The organism is Brevibacillus sp. NL20B1 (genome assembly GCF_018195675.1).
GTDB lineage: Bacteria > Bacillota > Bacilli > Brevibacillales > Brevibacillaceae > Brevibacillus > Brevibacillus aydinogluensis.
This window is the reverse complement of sequence record NZ_JAGTPT010000025.1, coordinates 14,226-32,129: the sequence shown is the minus strand read 5'-3', so window position 1 is coordinate 32,129 and position 17,904 is coordinate 14,226. Positions and strand designations below refer to the sequence as shown.

14 protein-coding genes and 1 pseudogene are annotated in these 17,904 nt (G+C 56.5%); 2 read left to right on the top strand and 13 right to left on the bottom strand.

What is annotated here, in order from left to right:
- Positions 1-541 precede the first annotated feature (541 nt).
- The gene (locus KDN35_RS15735; protein ID WP_212133192.1) at positions 542-1,279 is read left to right on the top strand and encodes a DUF3050 domain-containing protein; all 738 of its coding nucleotides are present in this window, start codon (positions 542-544) and stop codon (positions 1,277-1,279) included.
- Positions 1,280-1,337: 58 nt separating this feature from the next.
- Here the strand turns inward: KDN35_RS15735 and yhbH are convergent, their stop codons facing one another.
- From yhbH to rnhA, 8 genes are all read right to left on the bottom strand, one after another.
- Complete coding sequence (gene yhbH / locus KDN35_RS15730; RefSeq protein ID WP_212133191.1) at positions 1,338-2,498, bottom strand: sporulation protein YhbH; 1,161 nt, start codon at positions 2,496-2,498, stop codon at positions 1,338-1,340.
- Positions 2,499-2,578: 80 nt separating this feature from the next.
- Positions 2,579-4,477: a PrkA family serine protein kinase gene (locus KDN35_RS15725; RefSeq protein WP_212133190.1), complete on the bottom strand. Its 1,899-nt coding sequence runs from the start codon at positions 4,475-4,477 to the stop codon at positions 2,579-2,581.
- Positions 4,478-5,066: 589 nt separating this feature from the next.
- On the bottom strand, positions 5,067-5,792 hold the full coding sequence (locus KDN35_RS15720; protein WP_212133210.1) for an HAD family hydrolase: 726 nt from the start codon (positions 5,790-5,792) through the stop codon (positions 5,067-5,069).
- 119 nt (positions 5,793-5,911) lie between these two features.
- The gene (trmL, locus tag KDN35_RS15715; protein WP_171566573.1) at positions 5,912-6,382 is read right to left on the bottom strand and encodes a tRNA (uridine(34)/cytosine(34)/5-carboxymethylaminomethyluridine(34)-2'-O)-methyltransferase TrmL; all 471 of its coding nucleotides are present in this window, start codon (positions 6,380-6,382) and stop codon (positions 5,912-5,914) included.
- A gap of 176 nt (positions 6,383-6,558) precedes the next feature.
- A complete protein-coding gene (locus KDN35_RS15710) occupies positions 6,559-7,581 on the bottom strand; it encodes an amidase domain-containing protein (protein WP_249179141.1) in 1,023 nt (340 codons plus the stop codon).
- Between the two features lie 434 nt (positions 7,582-8,015).
- Positions 8,016-8,567 (bottom strand): methylated-DNA--[protein]-cysteine S-methyltransferase, encoded by a 552-nt coding sequence (locus tag KDN35_RS15705; RefSeq protein ID WP_171566572.1) that lies wholly within the window; start codon positions 8,565-8,567, stop codon positions 8,016-8,018.
- Between the two features lie 38 nt (positions 8,568-8,605).
- The gene (gene queG, locus KDN35_RS15700) at positions 8,606-9,811 is read right to left on the bottom strand and encodes a tRNA epoxyqueuosine(34) reductase QueG (protein ID WP_212133189.1); all 1,206 of its coding nucleotides are present in this window, start codon (positions 9,809-9,811) and stop codon (positions 8,606-8,608) included.
- Complete coding sequence (gene rnhA / locus KDN35_RS15695; RefSeq protein ID WP_171566570.1) at positions 9,808-10,242, bottom strand: ribonuclease HI; 435 nt, start codon at positions 10,240-10,242, stop codon at positions 9,808-9,810. Before rnhA ends, queG begins: the two co-directional genes overlap by 4 nt.
- Positions 10,243-10,456: 214 nt before the next feature.
- Here rnhA and KDN35_RS15690 point away from each other — a divergent pair, with 214 nt between their 5' ends.
- On the top strand, positions 10,457-11,128 hold the full coding sequence (locus KDN35_RS15690) for a B3/B4 domain-containing protein (protein ID WP_171566569.1): 672 nt from the start codon (positions 10,457-10,459) through the stop codon (positions 11,126-11,128).
- Positions 11,129-11,167: 39 nt separating this feature from the next.
- Here KDN35_RS15690 and KDN35_RS15685 read toward each other — a convergent pair whose 3' ends face one another.
- From KDN35_RS15685 to KDN35_RS15665, 5 genes and pseudogenes are all read right to left on the bottom strand, one after another.
- Complete coding sequence (locus KDN35_RS15685) at positions 11,168-12,511, bottom strand: purine/pyrimidine permease (protein ID WP_171566568.1); 1,344 nt, start codon at positions 12,509-12,511, stop codon at positions 11,168-11,170.
- A gap of 260 nt (positions 12,512-12,771) precedes the next feature.
- Positions 12,772-12,933, bottom strand: a pseudogene (locus tag KDN35_RS15680) (Rrf2 family transcriptional regulator); the annotation flags it as partial.
- Between the two features lie 95 nt (positions 12,934-13,028).
- Positions 13,029-14,303 (bottom strand): molybdopterin molybdotransferase MoeA, encoded by a 1,275-nt coding sequence (locus tag KDN35_RS15675; RefSeq protein ID WP_249179140.1) that lies wholly within the window; start codon positions 14,301-14,303, stop codon positions 13,029-13,031.
- A gap of 74 nt (positions 14,304-14,377) precedes the next feature.
- A complete protein-coding gene (locus tag KDN35_RS15670) occupies positions 14,378-16,669 on the bottom strand; it encodes a nitric-oxide reductase large subunit (protein ID WP_212133187.1) in 2,292 nt (763 codons plus the stop codon).
- Positions 16,670-16,671: 2 nt separating this feature from the next.
- The gene (locus KDN35_RS15665; protein ID WP_171566565.1) at positions 16,672-17,793 is read right to left on the bottom strand and encodes a TIGR04053 family radical SAM/SPASM domain-containing protein; all 1,122 of its coding nucleotides are present in this window, start codon (positions 17,791-17,793) and stop codon (positions 16,672-16,674) included.
- Between the last annotated feature and the right edge of the window lie 111 nt (positions 17,794-17,904).

Genomic DNA, 17,904 nt, shown 5'->3' with positions numbered 1-17,904 from the left:
TACACAGCACTCAGGAACTAACAGCGATGTGCCGTATGGGTTCTGGAAAGACAACGGTAACGTGCGGCGTCGAACCGGCTGAAGCCTGTGTTCTTCACGCTTGTCGCACCACTACTGTTAGCACTCGATTGGTGTGAGTGCTAACAATTCATATGGTAAAATTATGATAACTTCCTGGCAACCGTGGATTTCAGCGATTTTTCCCGACTTTCACTAAAAATGAGGATATTTCCCACATTACAATTCGTTTTCTCCATACTCTTCCATAAATCTCGCTATTAGGCCGTTTTTTTGTAGACTTGTCCCTCGTCGCATTGGTCGCAAACGCATGAGCTGCCGAGGAAGAGCGGCCCGTTGTGTATGCGGTCCCCCTGTCCAAAGCGCCTGGTGCCGGGCAGACAGACAGGTTTTTCCCAGCCCTCCCGAACATGACACACAGCTGTCACGGACGCCGTTCAACTGTCTGTGCCATAATAAAATCTGTACCATAGCAAAAACGACCCTTCGAGGGGCCATCGCTCAAGGAAAGGAACCAAAGCTGATGAACAACATCCGCACGATACGCGAAGAACTGTTGAAACACCCCGTGTACCGGGAGATCAACACGCCCGAGCGCGTCCGTATCTTCATGCAGCACCACGTGTTTGCTGTATGGGACTTTATGAGCCTGTTGAAACGGCTGCAGCGGGACCTGACCTGCACGGAGGTTCCCTGGATGCCGTCCCGACACAGCCAGTACGCCCGTTTTATCAACGAGATTGTGCTGGGCGAGGAGACCGATGAAGACGGTCAAGGCGGCTATGCCAGCCATTTCGAATTATACGTGGAAGCGATGAACGAATGCGGCGCGGATACCGGTCCCATCAATCGCTTTCTGGCCGAACTGCAGGCCGGACAAGACCCGCTTGCAGCGCTCAAGGCCGCGGAAGTTCCGGAATCCGTCTTTCGCTTTGTCCGCCATACCCTGGACCTGGCGAAAAACGGCGGAACCCACGAAGTATGCGCTGCCTTCTTCTTCGGACGGGAAGACATCATCCCGGACATGTTTCAGGTGCTGGTCGACGAACTGAATCGAAACGGCCAGTCGACCAAACGCCTGAACTACTACCTGCAGCGGCACATCGAACTGGACGGGGACGAACACGGCCCGCTGGCGGAAAAGCTGCTGACCGCCTTGTGTGAAGACTCCCCGGAAAAACAGGCGGAGGCGGAACGAACGGCCGTGCAGTCGCTTCGTGCCCGCATCGATCTGTGGAACGGAGTGCTGGCCGTGCTGTAGCCGCATCGGAGGAACAGACGCAAAAAACCGGACGGTACCCGTCCGGTTTCCTCTGCACTCATCCCGTACTGACTTCCTTTTTCCCGAAAAACGTCTTGAGCGCTTTGTACACTTCCCCCTTTTCCCGGATCACACAGTGCATGAACTTCGGATCTTTGATGTGCCGGAAGGCGGACATCAGGGTAGAGTGCCGGTTGTACTGATTCACTTCTCCATATCCAAACATGTTGCAGCGTTCCATCAATTCCTTGACCAGCTTGACGCATCGCTCGTTGTCGGACGTCAGATTGTCGCCGTCTGAGAAGTGGAAGGGATAGATGTTGTACTGGGACGAAGGATAGCGGCTGTCGATGATCTCCAATGCCTTCTTGTAGGCGGAGGAGCAGATCGTGCCGCCGCTCTCTCCTTTTGAAAAAAAGACCTCCTCCGGCACTTCCTTGGCTTCGGTATGATGAGCGATAAAGACCATTTCCACCTTTTCGTACTTGGTGCGAAGAAAACGCACCATCCAGAAGAAAAAGCTGCGGGCGATGTACTTTTCAAACACGCCCATCGAGCCGGAAGTGTCCATCATGGCGATGATGACGGCGTTGGAATGCGGCTTGACGATCTCCTCCCACGTCTTGAAGCGCAGGTCATCGTCGCTGATGCCCAACTCCAGGTCGTTGTAACCGGCCAGGGCATTGCGGCGGATGGCGGCGAGCAGCGTCCGTCTTTTGTCGATGTTGCCCATCAACCCTTTTTTGCGGACGTCGTTGAAACGCGTCTCCTCCACGATGATCCTGTCCTCGTCCTTTTGCTGGAGGTTGGGCAGCTCCAACTCGGCAAACAGCATCTCTTCCAGCTCTTCGACAGTAATCTCCGCTTCAAAATAATCGACACCCGGCAGATCGCCCGCTCCCTGTCCCTTGCCAGGGCCCTGGGCAGCGTCCCCGTCTTTGGCGATGACGTCGCCCACTTTGCTGTCTCCTTTGCCCTGACCGCCGTGCTTTCCCTTGTGAAAGTTAAAGCGGAGCCGGTACTCATCCAGGGAACGGATCGGGATTTTGATCACTTCCCGCCCGTTGGACATGATGATGTTTTCCTCACTGACCAGATCGGGCAGGTTTTTTTTGATCGCTTCCTTCACTTTTTCCTGATGCCGGTTCTGATCCTGGTATCCTTTGCGGTGCAGCGACCAGTCTTCCCGGGAGACGACGAACGGTGACGAATCTTCCATACAGACTCCCCCCTCCTGCTGGCGCATCTTCGGCGAATGGGCTTCCCTGGCAAGCCAGCTCCGGGTGCCCCGCGAGCACGTTATCTGTTCAGCAGACTGCCGACATACCGGAGAAGCTCATTGGCGCACACAGGGCAGTAGCGGTGTTCATCGATCAGCCGTCTGGTCACCTCGTTGATTTTTTTCAACTGGTGTTCGTCCGGTGTTTTGTTGGAGGTGGTAATTTTTACCACATCTTTCAAATCGGCGAACAGCTTCTTCTCAATCGCTTCCCGCAAGCGATCGTGCGTGCTGTAGTCAAAACGCTTCCCTTTGCGTGCGTAAGCCGAAATGCGAATCAGGATTTCTTCGCGGAACGCCCGCTTGGCGTTTTCTGAGATGCCGATCTGCTCCTCAATGGAGCGCATCAGGCGCTCATCCGGGTCCATCTCTTCGCCGGTAACGGGGTCCCTTATTTTATTCATATTGCAATACGCTTCCACATTGTCCAGGTAGTTGTCCATGAGCGTTTTCGCCGATTCTTCGTAGCTGTAGACAAACGCTTTCTGCACTTCCTTTTTGGCCAGTTCATCGTACTCCTTGCGAGCCATGGAAATGAAGTTGAGATATTTCTCACGTTGTTCCTTGGTGATGGAGGGGTGTTGGTCAAACCCGTCCTTCAGCGCACGCAGGATGTCAAGCGCGTTGATGCATTCCGTGTCCCGGCGAATCAATGCGCTGGAGATCCGGTTGATCACATAGCGCGGGTCGATCCCGGACATCCCTTCGTCCGGATATTCGTTCCGCAATTCCTCCAGATCGGAGCCTTTGAATCCTTCCACCGACTCTCCGTCGTACAGGCGCATCTTTTTCAGCAGATCAGCGCCCTGTTTTTTCGACTCCTTCAGCCGCGTGAGGATGGAAAAGATGGCGGCGGCCCGGAGCGCGTGCGGCGCGATATGGACGTGGCCGAGATCAGACTGCTTGATCAGCTTGGCGTAGATCTTTTCCTCGTCGCTGACGCGCAGGTTGTACGGAATCGGCATGACGATGATCCGCGACTGCAGCGCCTCGTTTTTCTTGTTGGCGATAAACGCCTTGTACTCCGCCTCGTTGGTGTGGGCGATAATCAGTTCGTCTGCGGAAATCAGAGCGAAGCGGCCGGCCTTGAAATTGCCCTCCTGGGTAAGCGAGAGCAGGTGCCAGAGAAACTTTTCGTCGCATTTCAGCATTTCCTGGAATTCCATCAAGCCGCGGTTCGCCTTGTTCAGCTCCCCGTCAAAGCGGTATGCCCGCGGGTCCGACTCGGAGCCGTATTTGGTGATCGTGGAAAAGTCGATACTCCCGGTCAGGTCCGCGATGTCCTGAGATTTCGGGTCGGACGGACTGAACGTGCCGATGCCGACGCGATCGGCTTCGGAAAAGAGGATACGGCGAACGGGAAAATCCTCAATGCGCCCGCCGTATTCCGTCTCCAGCCGCATGCGGTTGTACGGGGTCAGTTCCCCTTCAATTTTGATTCCCAGTTCTTCCTCAATCTCCGGCCGCAGTTCGCGAGGGATCAGGTGGAGCGGTTCCTCGTGCATCGGGCAGCCGTCCAGCGCGTACACAGCGCCCTCATCGGTGCGGGTGTACTCCTCCAATCCGCGTTTCAGCAGCGTCACGATGGTGGATTTCCCCCCGCTGACGGGTCCCATCAGGAGCAGAATCCGTTTGCGTACATCCAGGCGGCGGGCAGCAGAGTGAAAATACTCTTCCACCAGCCGCTCGATCGCCCGATCCAGTCCGAAGATCTCCCGACTAAAAAACTTGTACGAGCGGGTGCCGTCTTCGTTTTCTTCGACTCCTGCTGCTTTAATCATGTTGTAGACCCGCGCATGTGCGGTTTGGACGATCTTCGGATTTTTCCGTACCATCTCCAAATATTCGGCAAATGTGCCTCTCCACATCAGTTTTTCTTCACGGGCCCTGTGCTCGGCGATGCGCTTTAAAATGTCCATGCTCGTCTCTCCTCCTTCATAAGCCCCTCTCTCTTCGCGAACAACAGTGTACTTTCATGTATATGTCCGACTGGGGCCACGCATGCGCATGGTCCCGTTCCATCGGAGCAGGATGCACAATCCTTTTCATATGTGTATGCACAATGACAACACATGTTTCAGCCCTCCCGTGACAAAACTGGCCCTGCCCGGTTCACTGTCAGCCGGCGAAACATTCATGAAAATGACAGAAACGGCAAAGCGTAACTCTCTTGCAAACAGGGCAAGCTACGCTATAATGGGAGTAGTTTGGAAATACGAAAGGAGCAGTCCAACATGGGTACGTTTATCGTAGGGTTGGTCTTTGCCGCTTTCCTGTTCTTCATTCTCACGGCGGGATACAACGAGGACAAAACCTGGAATCTGTAGGACCGGGCCGAATCGTCGGCTTTCCTTTTGCCATCGCTCCCAGGAAAAAAAGCAGGCTGCCTGAATTGGGCAACCTGCTTTTTTTTGCTTCGCACTCGCGGGTGTCGGCTTGTTTTTTGGCAAAAAAAAGACCGTCGCTGCATCACAGTGACGGTCGGCTGTATTCGTGTGATTCCCCGTCTCAGCGGGCAAACACACCTGTCCGTTGGGAAATGGCGGCGTAGAGTTCTTCCAAGGTGCCCCGCTGATCGACCGGATACTGCGGTTCGCCGCGGTCTTCCAGCCAGTTGGTGACCAGAAACGTCTTCATCCCCAGCGTACCGGCAACCATGTCTTCCTGCATGTGGTTGCCGACCATTACGCATTCTGTCGGCTGCACGCCGAGCTGTTGGCAAATCTCGGCGAAGTAGGCGGGATTGGGCTTGGTGAAGTGGGATTCCTCGTACACCGTGACCAGCTCAAAGTCATGCGGCGCCAGCTCGATCCAGGCCAGCCGGTGATGAATGGCGGCGCGGGGAAAGACCGGATTGGTGGCGACGGCGACGCGGAATCCATGCCGCTTGGCTTCCGCCACGATCCGTTTCGCCCACGGCGACGGGTAGGTCATGTGGGAAAGCTTGGGAAAAACATCCCGGTAAAACGCGTCAAACACCGGCCACAGTTCGTCCTTGTCCCACTGGCCGTGTCTGCTGAAATACTCGACAAACACCTGCTCGTTGGTCTTGTCCGGCTCCTGATTGGCAATCATCGCCTTGGTCGCGTCCCAGATCAGCGCGAGCATTTTTTCGGCGTCATAGCGGTCACCGACGTAGCGGCCCAGCTCCTTCAGATAGCCTTTGACAAACGGCTCCGTCTGCATCTCCAACAGCGTGCCGTCCAGGTCAAACAAAATGGTGGTCACCGTCATCGTATCGTTCTCCTTTTTCTTGTCGCACGGTTGGGCGGCGCGATGATGTGCTTCCCGCTGTCCGGTCCGCCTCCTTTTCGTCACCGCATCGAGCAAGATGGTCGTGTTCGGCTTGTCCGTTACGAGAGCCCGGGGAAGCCCAACTGCCTGAGCCCTTCAAACAGGACGATGGCGGCGCAGTTGGACAAATTGATGGAGCGGGTGGCGCCGCTCATCGGAATGCGGATCGTCTGTTCCCGGTACCGATCAGTCAGCTCGGTCGGCAGACCGGTGGTCTCTTTGCCGAGGATGATGTAATCGCCGTCGCGGAAGGAAACCTCCGTGTACAGCTTTTCTCCCCACGTTTCCACGAAGTAAAAGGTGCCGGCATTCTCTCCCTGTGCCTCGACAAAGTGCTCAAAGCTGTCGTAGTGATGAACCTTTACCGCGTGCCAGTAATCAAGGCCGGCCCGTTTCAGGTAGCGGTCGTCCGTGGAAAATCCCAGCGGATGTATCAGATGCAGATGAGCCCCCGTCGCCGCACAGGAACGGGCGATATTGCCCGTGTTGGCGGGAATGAGCGGCTCGTGCAGGACAATGTGCAGTGGCATGTCAACAAACTCCTTGTCAACCGAACTTTCAAACATCCTATATTATACCGAATCCCCCATGGAGATGACCACCTTCCAAGGTGCAGGCCCCCCTCCCCGCTCTCACCCCGACGCTCACGTTGGCTGCATCCAGACAGCAAGAGGCGGTTCCTCCCATAGAGGCCGCCTCTGTTGACTCACATGCCCTGAATGTGAAAAAACGCGTAGCGGATATTTGGAGTGTAGGCCGTCGAATCCCGATAGTTCCAGTAGCGCATCCGGCTGTTGGTCGTATGGGCGTTGACCAATGGCATGTGGTTGGCGTCCTTGGCCACGACGATCGTGGTGTGCTGGAACCGTCCGTCTCCGTCAAAGTCGTAACAGATCACATCTCCTGGCACCAGCTGCTCCGGCGACCGCTTCTGCACGGCACGCATCGGCGGGCCGCCCGATTTCAGCAGCAGGTACAAGCTGTGCGCCACCGCCCAACTGTAGCTCCAACTGGCCGATTTTCCCGGCCGCATCCACCAGCCGCGCCCTTTTTCCCGGGAAAACAGCATCGGGATGCCGCCCGCATAGAGACATTGCGAGATGAAATTGGTGCAGTCGTCGGTAAAATGGGGGAATGCTGGATTGGCTGAGTTCCAGTACTGCTCGGCATAGGCGACCGCCTGATCCGCTCGGTACCCCTTTGACCCGTGAACGAGTGATGGCAGCGGCATCCCTTCCTCAGTCTCGTTCATCTCCAGCCATGCATCCGAATCGTTCAATACGGCCGTGTTCATCTCCCCGTCCGGGCTCGGCTCGATCCAATCCAGCTTCCATCCCGTTCCCTGCCTGATGACGGCCATCCGCTGCTGCCGGCGCGTCTCTTTCACAAGATCGGTGCCGTGCAGCCGGTACAGCTGCCGGACGTGCCAGGCAAATTCCACTTGTACGCGCCCGTTGGACTCCAGCCAATACAGCGGCACCACGTCGCCCTGGACAGCAGTGATTTCCGCTCCCCTGTCCAGATACTGTTCCTGTTCCCGCATCCACAGCTCCCGCTGCCGCGCCCCCGCATCGGGAACAGCCCCCAACGGCTGCAGGCGCTCCCATCGGCCGTCCACCCAGCATTGTTGTACCGCATTACAGTAGTTCTGCAGGAAGTTCAGCCAATCTTCCATCCGCCTCCTCCTTTCCCCGTTGGCCCGCGCCTGTTCGCTCACGTCAGGGTTCATGCTCCGGCGCCGGCCTCTCCCTGATGCTTATGACAGTTCGGGCCCGTTCAGAAGGACTGGGAGCATGAAAAAAGCTGCCCGGATTACCGGACAGCTCAGACTGAAGACAAACGGTTCATTGAGTTAGCGTCCACAAAAAATGATTTCCAGGCCGAAAGGCCTGCCTATTCATCAACCGAAGCGGAAGACAATGTGCATCGCATGGCGGGATGGGCCAAGCGAGCTCCTTTGACGACCGACTCAGCGGAAAAACGAAGACGCGGGAATCAACAGGGGACACAAGTCTCACTTCATCGAAACACCCAGATGTTTGTCCCCTGCCCGCGTCTCGTTTTGGAGCGAACTTCATCCGCTTCTGTGCTGGGCGTCAAGCGAGCGAGCGGGCCCGATCTCCCATGCGCCGCGAACTTTGTCTACACGCTGAGCTGCCCGGTTTACCGGACAGCTTTTGGTGAATCGGCATGGAGAGACGCTGCATGTGCGCCTTCCAACGCCAGCAGGTGTGCCTTGATGGAGAGCCCGCCTCCGTATCCGACGAGCGCTCCGTTGGAACCGATGACGCGATGGCAGGGAACGACGATGGGGATGGGATTGCGGTTGTTCGCCCCGCCGATGGCCCGGACTGCTTTTGCTGCACCGATGGACAGCGCGATCTCCTTGTAGGAACGCGTCTCGCCATAGGGAATGCGGGTCAGTTCGGTCCAGACCGCTTTTTGAAACGGCGTGCCGTACATATCCAGCGGGATGTCAAACGTCTTCCGCGTACCGGCAAAATACTCCTCCAACTGCTCGCGGACAGACTGGTTTCCCTGGTCGTCCCGGCTGATGGGGACGCCCATGAAGGTCTTGCGGCACCAGCGCTGCAAGCTGGACAGCGCCTGCTCCCCGTCGCCAAATTCAATGAAGCACAGTCCGTTTTTCGTAGAAGCAATCAAAAGCGGTCCAATCGGCGAGTCCATGGTGGTGTATCCCAATACTTGTGCCATCCATCGTTCCTCCCTACCCGTTTTTTATGTGAATGGTTCTACGCGTGTGCCCCCTTGCCGCTCCTCACGTCGTGCGATTTGGCTGCTCCGGATGCACCGTGCTGGCGCAATAGGGCAAATCCTTTCTCCACTTCGGCCAGCACCTCCGGCGATGACTCCCGCTCCCGGGCCGCCGCAAGCGCCGCTTCCGCCTCTTCGCCGCCGATCTTGCCCAACGCCCAGGCGGCCGTTCCCCGAATGACGGGGCGGGGATCCTCTTCGAGCAGCCGGATCAAGTCGGGAACAGCGGAGCGGTCGCGAAAATGGGCCAGCGCCAGAATGGCGTTTCGCTGAATCGGCTTTTTTCCGCGCCATGCCGCAGAGGAAGCGCCGAACGTCTGCTTGAATTCCTTGTTGCTCATGTGAAGCAGCGGACGCAAGAGCGGCTTGGCCACTTCCGGATCGGGCCGGAATTCCGCGTGATGGGCGAAGTGCTTGCCGCGGTTTTTGGGGCAAACCATCTGACAAGTGTCGCAGCCGTACAGCCGGTTGCCGATCTTCGCCCTGTACTGGTCGGGAATGAAATCTTTTACCTGTGTTAAAAAAGCTACGCACTTCTGGGCGTTGAGCTGCCCTCCCTGGACCAGCGCTCCTGTCGGGCAGGCTTCCACACACAAATTGCAATCGCCGCACCCTTCCTCCACCGGCTCGTCCGGCGGCAGCGGCAGGTTGGTGATCAGTTCACCCAGGTAGACCCATGAGCCAAACTCCGGGGTAATCAGCGCGCAGTTTTTGCCTACCCATCCCAAGCCGGCCCGCTCCGCTACGGCACGGTCGGACAAGGCACCCGTATCCACCATCGATTCCACCCGGGCGCCGGGCTCCAGTTCACAGATATACCGGGCCAGCTTGTCCAATTTCTCGCGCAGGACGTGATGGTAGTCCGTTCCCCACGCCGCTCGGCAGAGGATGCCGCGATACGCGCCCGGTTCCGATTTGGGCGGGTTATCCATCTTGGAGGGATAGGCCAGCGCGATGGCAATCAGCGACCGCGCCCCATCCAGACTGAGGCCGGGATCGGTCCGCTTGTCCAGATCTGGCTCCTCAAACCCGGATTCGTAGCCTTTTTCCCGATGCTCCAGCAAACGCTCTTTCAGGGTCAAAAACGGATCGGCACTGGCAAACCCGATCTTGTCTATTCCTATCTCGCGGGCATAGGCAATAATCGCCTGCTTCGTCTGTTCCCAGTACTGCCGGTCACTCACAGTTGTTTGATCGCCCCCGTCGCCAGTTCGTCACAGCGGTTGTTCCACACGTTGTCCGCGTGACCTTTTACTTTCACGTACTGAACCTGGTGTATTTCCATCAAACGAAGCAGTTCCTTCCACAGGTCCTGGTTTTCCACCGGCTGGTTCTTGCTGTTCTTCCAACCGTTGCGCTGCCAGCCCTTGTACCATCCCTGCTGAAAGCAGTTAACCAGGTAGGCGCTGTCGCTGTACAAGGTGACCTTGCACGGCTCCTTCAGCGCGGACAGTGCCTCGATCGCCGCCTTGAGCTCCATCCGGTTGTTGGTCGTATTGGCTTCCGCACCGGACATTTCCTTTTTGTGCTCGCCGTATATCAGCACGGCACCCCAGCCGCCCGGTCCCGGATTGCCGGAGCAGGCACCGTCGGTATAAATGGTTACTTCACGCATTGTCGGGGAATCCCTCCTGTTCACTATTTATTGTACCGAAGGACAGCCGCTTCCACAAAATTTTTTGCTGCCGGGCCCGCAAGAATATGCCCCGCAGTACGGCTGTAAAAAACAAAAAGCATCCGCTATTGACGCAAAAAACCGCTTTGATATACTTCCATCGCCGTTTTTGTTATACTACCAAAAAACAGTTGAGAGACAAGGAGTGACACCGATGAAGGTACGCTTGGACTCCACAGTGGTTGAACGCCTGCCGCGTCTTTCGCTGGGCGTCATTCACTACGCCGGCGTGACCGTAAGCCCCTCTCCCAAAAAGCTGCAGGGGCGCATCAATCTGTTCGTGGAATCGCTGCGTTTGGAACGGGATCTCGCCAAACTGACCGAGATCGAAGGCGTGCGTGAATGGCGAGCCTGCTTCAAGCGACTGGGGATCGATCCCTCCCGTTACCGTCCTTCCTCGGAAGCCCTGATTCGCCGCTTGCTGCAGGGTCATCCGTTTTTCTGGATCAACGGCGCGGTCGACGTCAACAACTTCTTCTCCGTACTGCACGCCCTGCCGTACGGCATTTACGACGAAGATCACCTGCACTTTCCGGTGGTCTGCCGTCTGGGACAAGCCTCCGACGCTTACCAGGGGCTGAACGGCCGTGACATGCAGATGGAGGGAAAACTGCTGCTCGCAGATGAGCAGGGCGCATTCGGCAGTCCGATCGTCGACTCGGTGCGCACGTCCGTCACGGACAACAGCCGCAATCTGATGCAGGTGATTTTTTTCCACGAGCACGTGTCGCCAAAACAGCGGGACGAAATACTCGGTGCGACGGCCCGCATGTTTACGGAAATCAACGGTGGCGAGGCTCAGCTCTCCTATCTCGTCACTGCGTAACCTCTCCTGGGACAACATGCCAAACAAAAAGACGGTCCGTCACGCAGAGCGGCCGTCTTTTTGCAATTCTGTCGCCGGCTCCGAATCCGCCGGCCGGGGAAATACCACGTGTTCCAACAGCAGACATACCACGACGCCGAGCAAAAGCCCGTTGCCAAACAGAAAGCTCACCAGCGGGGGAAGGTGCTGCCACGCCGAAGCCGGCACAAACATGACGCCGATCCCCACCAAGAGCGAACTGCCGCCGATCGTGATGGCCCGGTCATCCAATCGGATTGACGCCAGGTCTTTGATGCCAAATCCAAGCAACTGCGTATAGGCGATAAACATGCCGGCGTAGGCGACCGGCGTCGGCAAGGCGGCCAGGAACTGGGAGACAGCTGGCAGCATGCCAATCACCATCATCCCCGCCATCGCGGCCATGAACGGCAATCGGGCCGCCATCCCCGTCGTCTGGATCACGGCCGCCGCCAACGACAGCGGAATCATGCCGACAACCCCGGCCAATCCTGACAGGATGTGAGACACCCCGGTAAACACGCCGCCCCGATTGTACTGCTGGATGGTCGGTTCCGACTGGGTTGCCTTGCCCACGACGGACAAACTGGTGACCAAATTGGTCAGCAGGACGAACCCTGTGAGCAGACTGGTCAGGATGACCCCCCAATCCCACTTGGGCTCTCCCCAGAAAAACAGGGTGGGCAGCACCACCCACTCGTCACTGGGCCGGATCGGTTCCGTCCAGCCCACCACAGCGTACAGTCCCCATCCGATCGCCATCCCCAACAGCACGGCGTAGCTGGCCAAGCGCCTGCTGCGCAGAAAGACGAGCACCAGCGCGACGATCAAGACAGACACCAGGGCCATGCCGGGATGCACTTCCTGCGCGTGCCGGTAGCCGATCCCCAGCATGCCGGTCACAATGCTGCTGCACAAGGAAATCGCCAACAGCATCATGTAGGTACCGGACACGAGCGGCGTAAACCAGCGCTGGATTTTGCCGATCCAGCCCAGCATCCCCAACAGCAAAAACAAGCCGCCGGCCAGAATCAACCCCACCTGGAACGATTGGCCGATCAGCCGCGGCCCCATTCCCACACTGGCACCAATCTGTGCCAATATGACAAAGATGCCCCACCACAATCCAGCAGGTCCATCCATCATCGGATAGCGGTGACCCAGCCACGTCTGCAGGAAAGAGGCCAAGCCGATGAAAAACATGGTCTGCTGCATCAAGTGACTGATTTCGTCCGGCTGCAATCCGTACACGTCCCCGATCACCAACGGAATGGCGACACTGCTGGAAACCGTAACAATCAGCCATTGCATGGAGGCCAAAACGGTTGTGCCCACAGGCGGCCGTTCATGCAATCCGTAACGCATCCCCAACACCCTTTCGTTGTCAATCCGCCACTGGCATACTGACCTGCTCTGTGAAGGAAAACAGAAAGCACGCCGATTCCAGCGTGCAAAATCCGATCTCGCAAAAATAATCGTAGGAACACATCAGTCGATCATGCCTTGCCTGTGACTTTTTCATCTTACCACAAGCCCGATTCATTTGGTAATCCCAACGGGTTCGGTACAAATGTGAATACACGAGGAAACTGTACGATGCTTCGTTGTGAAACGGAGCACTCTCCTCATTTGCGGGAAGCTTGTTTGCCTGCAGAAAAATAGTCCCGCGTCGCTTGGCGAACAGGTTCAGGCAAAACATGAGCAAGCTCCTGATGCAACCACGCCAACGTCTTGCCGCGTAAATACTCGCGCATCTTCTCTTCCGCTTCGAGCATCGCGAAGCCGACGCAGCGGCGGTAGCTTTTGCAAGCGAGCACTGAGTGCACAAAAACGGCGAGTCATCACGGATGTGATGGCCGCCGTTTTTGATCGTCCATCTGTTTCAGCAGTTCGGCAGGCGCAAGGCGGTAACCAGGCTGCCTTTTGTCGCACCACCTTTCCCGGGAGGAATGCAAATCAGGCAATCGGAATCTTTAATCGAGCTCATGACGCTGGATTTGTCCTGTCCAACCGGTTCTACATACACGTGACCGTCATCGGAAACGACAGTCCGGCCTCTCACATACCGCGTGTACGCATCGGTTTTCGCGTACGTCTCCGACAGTATGGCCGCAAATTCAGGCAATTGTGTTTCGCCGCACCCCTGCATTCCCAGCAGCACCGGCCGTACAAACAGATGAAAGCCGACAAAGCACGCTCCCGGATTTCCAGACAGGGCGATGCAGATTTTGCCGTCAAGAACGCCTGCAGTAGTCGGGCTTCCCGGCCTCATCGCCACTTTGTTGAATAACGTTTTCCCTTCCCACTGAAGAAACAGGTCGGCTAACACATCATAATCGCCCACGGATACGCCGCCCGTGCTGATCACGAGGTCTGCGGTGTTTACAGCTTCCGTCATCTTTATGCGGGCTTCCTCCACGTCATCGCCGATTTGCCCGAGCCATCGAGGCACGCCTCCCGCTTGTCTGACCAATCCCGCCAGCATGTGCGCATTGCTGTTGCGAATTTTTCCCGGTTGTACAGGCTCATCCACTCGCAGCAATTCCGCACCGGTAGAAAAGATGGCGACAACAGGGGAGCGGAACACCTGCACCTGGTGATACCCGTATTCCGCCAGGATTGCCATTTCGCCGGAACGAATGGTACGTCCGCGCGTTACTACCACCGCTCCTTCATGCAGCTCCGAACCGACTTCCGACACATTGGCGCCCGGCTGTATGGGTCTCGTTACAGAAAGATACGATTCCCCGTCGATCTCAAATTCTCGCGTCATTTCCAACCGGATTACCGCATCTGCCCCCTCTGACACCATCGCTCCGGTCATCGTCCTGGCAGCCGTTCCCGGCTCCAAGCGTTTTTGCGGAACAAAACCGCATGGAACGTTTTCGATCACCTTCAGACAAACGGGCTTTTCAGATGAGGCGTCCCGGATGTCGTCCGTGCGAACGGAAAATCCGTCCATGCCGGACCGGCGGAAATGCGGCAGCGGGTGTGCCGCAACGATGTCTTCCGCCAAATACCTGCCGTAAGCCTGTTCAAGGCAAACGAATTCTGTATCCAGAGGAGCAAGATACGGCTCGATCATCTTCTGCGCTTCCTTTACCTGAACGGCATGTCTGCGAAACCGGTCTTGCCGGTGTTTTTGCTCGATCTTCATCTTCTCCTCCATATCGTGTCATACCGCAGAACTGGACCGGCGGCTATCCATTCCGCCGCGTCCAGTCGGTTTCGCTATATATGCATGGACTTGTTGTCTTGAGCGGCGTGAGTCGTATCAGACACGAACGATTTTCCCGTCTTCAAACCGATGACAAACCAGGCCAGACCGACGATCCCCAAGGCGAATATCGTATCGCCCACGGCTCGGAACCACACCAGGTTTTGAATGACATTTTGCTGCAGAAATTCAGCCGAACGCGCGTACCACATACCGTGTTCCATGCTGGCCAGCGTTTGCAGGATGCCCACCGGCAGCAGGCTCGTTACGCCCATGAGGAGCAGTCCGATGTTTAGCGACCAGAACGAAAAGCGGAGCAATTTGGTCTTCCATGGTCTTTGTCCGGTCAACCCGCGCAGGCAAAACAGCATCAGCCCGATGCCGAGCATCCCGTACACCCCGAAAAACGCCGAATGGCCGTGCAGCGGTGTCGTATTCAGCCCCTGCATGTAGTACAGGGCGATCGGCGGATTGATCAGGAAGCCGAAGATGCCGGCGCCAAGCAGATTCCAGAACGAAACGGCGACAAAAAAGGCAATTGGCCATTTGTACCGCTCCACCCACGGCTTCGCTCTCCCGTGCTTCACATTTTCATACGCTTCAAAGCCGATCAGCAGCAGTGGAACGACTTCCAGAGCGCTGAACACTGCGCCAAACGCCAATACCCCTATCGGTGTGCCGGAAAAATACAGATGGTGGAACGTGCCGATAATTCCCCCAAAGAGAAAGATGATCGTCGAGAAGAGAACAGATGCAGTCGTTGTTGCCGCTCGAACCAATCCCATCCGCAAGAAGAGGAAGGCAATGACGACCGCGGCGAACACCTCGAAAAAGCCTTCCACCCAAAGGTGGACGATCCACCAGCGCCAGTACGTCGATATCGACAGATGCGTGTGTTGTCCCCACATCAAACCGGGAATGTAAAACACCGGAATGGCGACCGACGCAAGCAGAAACAAGGTCAGCAAATGGCGGTTTTCACTCTTTTTCTTCAGCGCCGGCCAAATCGAGCGCGCCATTAGATAAAACCACAGGAACAACCCGACCGTCAGGAAAATTTGCCATGCCCTTCCCAGATCGACATATTCGTAGCCCTGGTGCCCGAAGTAAAAATTGTGGGTCAGATTGCTGATATATCCTTTGACGGCCGCCCATTCCCCGGCCATGGAGCCAACGACAATCACCAACAAACAGAAGAACAAAAAGTTGACGCCGAGACGCTGGTATTTCGGTTCGTATCCGGACATCGCCGGTCCGATGTACAGACCGGTCGCAAGCCACGCCGTCGCAATCCAGAAGACTGCCAGCTGCTGGTGCCATGTCCGCGTGACGGAGTAAGGCAGCCAATCGGCGAGGGGAATGCCGTACAAGCCGTCGCCTTCCACCGCGTAATGCGCAGTAATGATGCCCAATCCCACCTGCACGACGATCAGTGCGGTCACGACCCCGAAATATTTGTACGTCGCTTTCATGGACGGTGTCGGCTGAATCGCGATGAGCGGGTCTTTTTCGGGAGCCGTCGCTTCTGAATGCCCTTCTTTTCCTCGCAATACCGCAAAATACCAGGCCAATGCGCCCACGCCGGCGATCAGCAAAATCACGCTCACGATCGACCAAATCAGCGAAGAGCGCGTCGGCACATTGTCGATCAACGGCTCGCCCGGCCAGTTGTTCGTGTAGGTGATGTCCATCCCTTCGCGGTTGGTGGACGCAGACCAGGACGTCCAGAAGAAGAACGCCGACAGTTTCGCGCGGTCTTCAGCGCTGGCGACCGTATTGGCGGGTATGGCGATTTGCTTGCGGTATTTGGCCATCTCCGGGTCGTCGCCGAATACTTTGTCGTAATAAGCGCTTACCTCCCGGATCGCCTCCGCTCTCGTTTCGGAAACAACGATTTCATTTGTTTCGCGATGATAGGTATTTGTCCGTATTTCCTGTTTCAACAATGTTTTCAATTCCGCCTGCTGCACATCGGAGAGCTTGCTGTAATCCGTTTGGTACCTGTCGTTCGCCCATTTGTCGAGAATCCACGTCAGTTCTCGATGCAGCCAGTCCGCCGTCCAGTCCGGAGCCACATAAGACCCGTGTCCCCATATGCTGCCGACCTCCTGGCCGCCCATGCGCTGCCATATGTTTTGCCCTTCGCGGATATCGTCTCCGGTGAATACGACTTTTCCGGTATTCGTCACGACACGGTCCGGAACAGGCGGCATCTCCTGATAAATTTCCCCGCCGTAATACAGAAGGACCGCAAAAGACGCGGCAAACACGAGCGCAAGTACAATCCACAGTTTTTTATATTGCATGTTCATTCACCTCCATCACACGTGTCTTGCTCACAGGCATCCCACTCTTTTGGCACGTAGGCGCAATACGGGTCGCTGGCCAAATAATCCCCGGTGACTGCATAGGCCCGGGCCCTCGAACCGCCGCAAACTTGTTTAAACTCGCAAACGCCGCATTTCCCTTTTAACAGCGACTTGTCGCGCAATTGCTTCATGATCGGTGAATGCCGGTAAATATCGGCGAGCGGACGTTCCCTGACATTACCGCATACCACCGGAAGAAATCCGCTCGGATACACCTCTCCGATATGGCTGATAAACACAAAGCCGTCGCCGTCATTCACGCCTTTCGGGGCGCGGCCGAGCACATCTTTCCGTTTTGTCCCGGCCTCGGCCGCAACCATGCCGAGACGGCCGGTTTCCTGCAATAACACCCTCCGGTAATGGGGTGCTTCCGTCGTTTTCACCCCGTACGGCATCCTTTGTTGAACGTGCACGAGCCATTTCATCACCTCTTCGTGTTGTTCCGGCGTGATCATGTCTTGTATCATCCCGCGCCCCGTCGGCACGAGGAAAAAGACGCTCCACAGCACGGCGTCCATGTCCCTGACTTTTTCTGCAATGGCCTCAAGATCGTGCAGGTTATACGTTGACACGGTGGTGTTCACCTGAATCGGAATGTTCAGTTCCTTTAAATAGTGAATGCCCCTCATAGTGCGTTCGTAGGAACCCTTTGTTCCGCGAAAGTGATCGTGAATGTCCGCACACGAGCCGTCCAGGCTGAAAGCCCAACGCGACAATCCCACTTCCTTTGCTTTCCGTATCGCCTCCCGCGTCACTTTTGGCGTAGCGCTCGGCGTCATCGAAACGGACAGCTTCTTTTCCTGGATGGCGTATCGGGCGAGATCGAACAGATCGGGACGCATTAACGGATCACCGCCCGTAAACACAACGAGCGGACTGTCCATCTCGGCAATGTCGTCGATCAACTTGATCCCTTCCTCGAAGGTAAGCTGCCGCGGATCCGCCTTATACTGTGCTTCCGCCCTGCAGTGCAGGCATTTCAACGCGCAGGCGCGGGTCACTTCCCAGATGACGATAAACGGATTCTCGTGATAATCCCTTTCTTTCCCTGGAGGCAACATACACTCCCTCCTCTTCCCAAAATACGCCGGCGACAGTTTTATCCTAAGGCAAAATAAAACGCCGAAACGTGAGGCCCATCACATCTCCCGAACTGTTCAACACTTTTTCAC

What these genes read in the sequence shown, in the direction of transcription:
- yhbH (WP_212133191.1), bottom strand. Translation starts at nt 2,498, where the DNA reads ATGGAAGATTCGTCACCGTTCGTCGTCTCCCGGGAAGACTGGTCGCTG.
- KDN35_RS15665 (WP_171566565.1), bottom strand. Translation starts at nt 17,793, where the DNA reads ATGTTGCCTCCAGGGAAAGAAAGGGATTATCACGAGAATCCGTTTATC.
- rnhA (WP_171566570.1), bottom strand. Translation starts at nt 10,242, where the DNA reads ATGCGTGAAGTAACCATTTATACCGACGGTGCCTGCTCCGGCAATCCG.
- KDN35_RS15710 (WP_249179141.1), bottom strand. Translation starts at nt 7,581, where the DNA reads ATGAACCCTGACGTGAGCGAACAGGCGCGGGCCAACGGGGAAAGGAGG.
- trmL (WP_171566573.1), bottom strand. Translation starts at nt 6,382, where the DNA reads ATGCCACTGCACATTGTCCTGCACGAGCCGCTCATTCCCGCCAACACG.
- KDN35_RS15685 (WP_171566568.1), bottom strand. Translation starts at nt 12,511, where the DNA reads ATGCGTTACGGATTGCATGAACGGCCGCCTGTGGGCACAACCGTTTTG.
- KDN35_RS15735 (WP_212133192.1), top strand. Translation starts at nt 542, where the DNA reads ATGAACAACATCCGCACGATACGCGAAGAACTGTTGAAACACCCCGTG.
- KDN35_RS15705 (WP_171566572.1), bottom strand. Translation starts at nt 8,567, where the DNA reads ATGGCACAAGTATTGGGATACACCACCATGGACTCGCCGATTGGACCG.
- KDN35_RS15725 (WP_212133190.1), bottom strand. Translation starts at nt 4,477, where the DNA reads ATGGACATTTTAAAGCGCATCGCCGAGCACAGGGCCCGTGAAGAAAAA.
- KDN35_RS15675 (WP_249179140.1), bottom strand. Translation starts at nt 14,303, where the DNA reads ATGAAGATCGAGCAAAAACACCGGCAAGACCGGTTTCGCAGACATGCC.
- KDN35_RS15690 (WP_171566569.1), top strand. Translation starts at nt 10,457, where the DNA reads ATGAAGGTACGCTTGGACTCCACAGTGGTTGAACGCCTGCCGCGTCTT.
- KDN35_RS15720 (WP_212133210.1), bottom strand. Translation starts at nt 5,792, where the DNA reads ATGACGGTGACCACCATTTTGTTTGACCTGGACGGCACGCTGTTGGAG.
- KDN35_RS15670 (WP_212133187.1), bottom strand. Translation starts at nt 16,669, where the DNA reads ATGCAATATAAAAAACTGTGGATTGTACTTGCGCTCGTGTTTGCCGCG.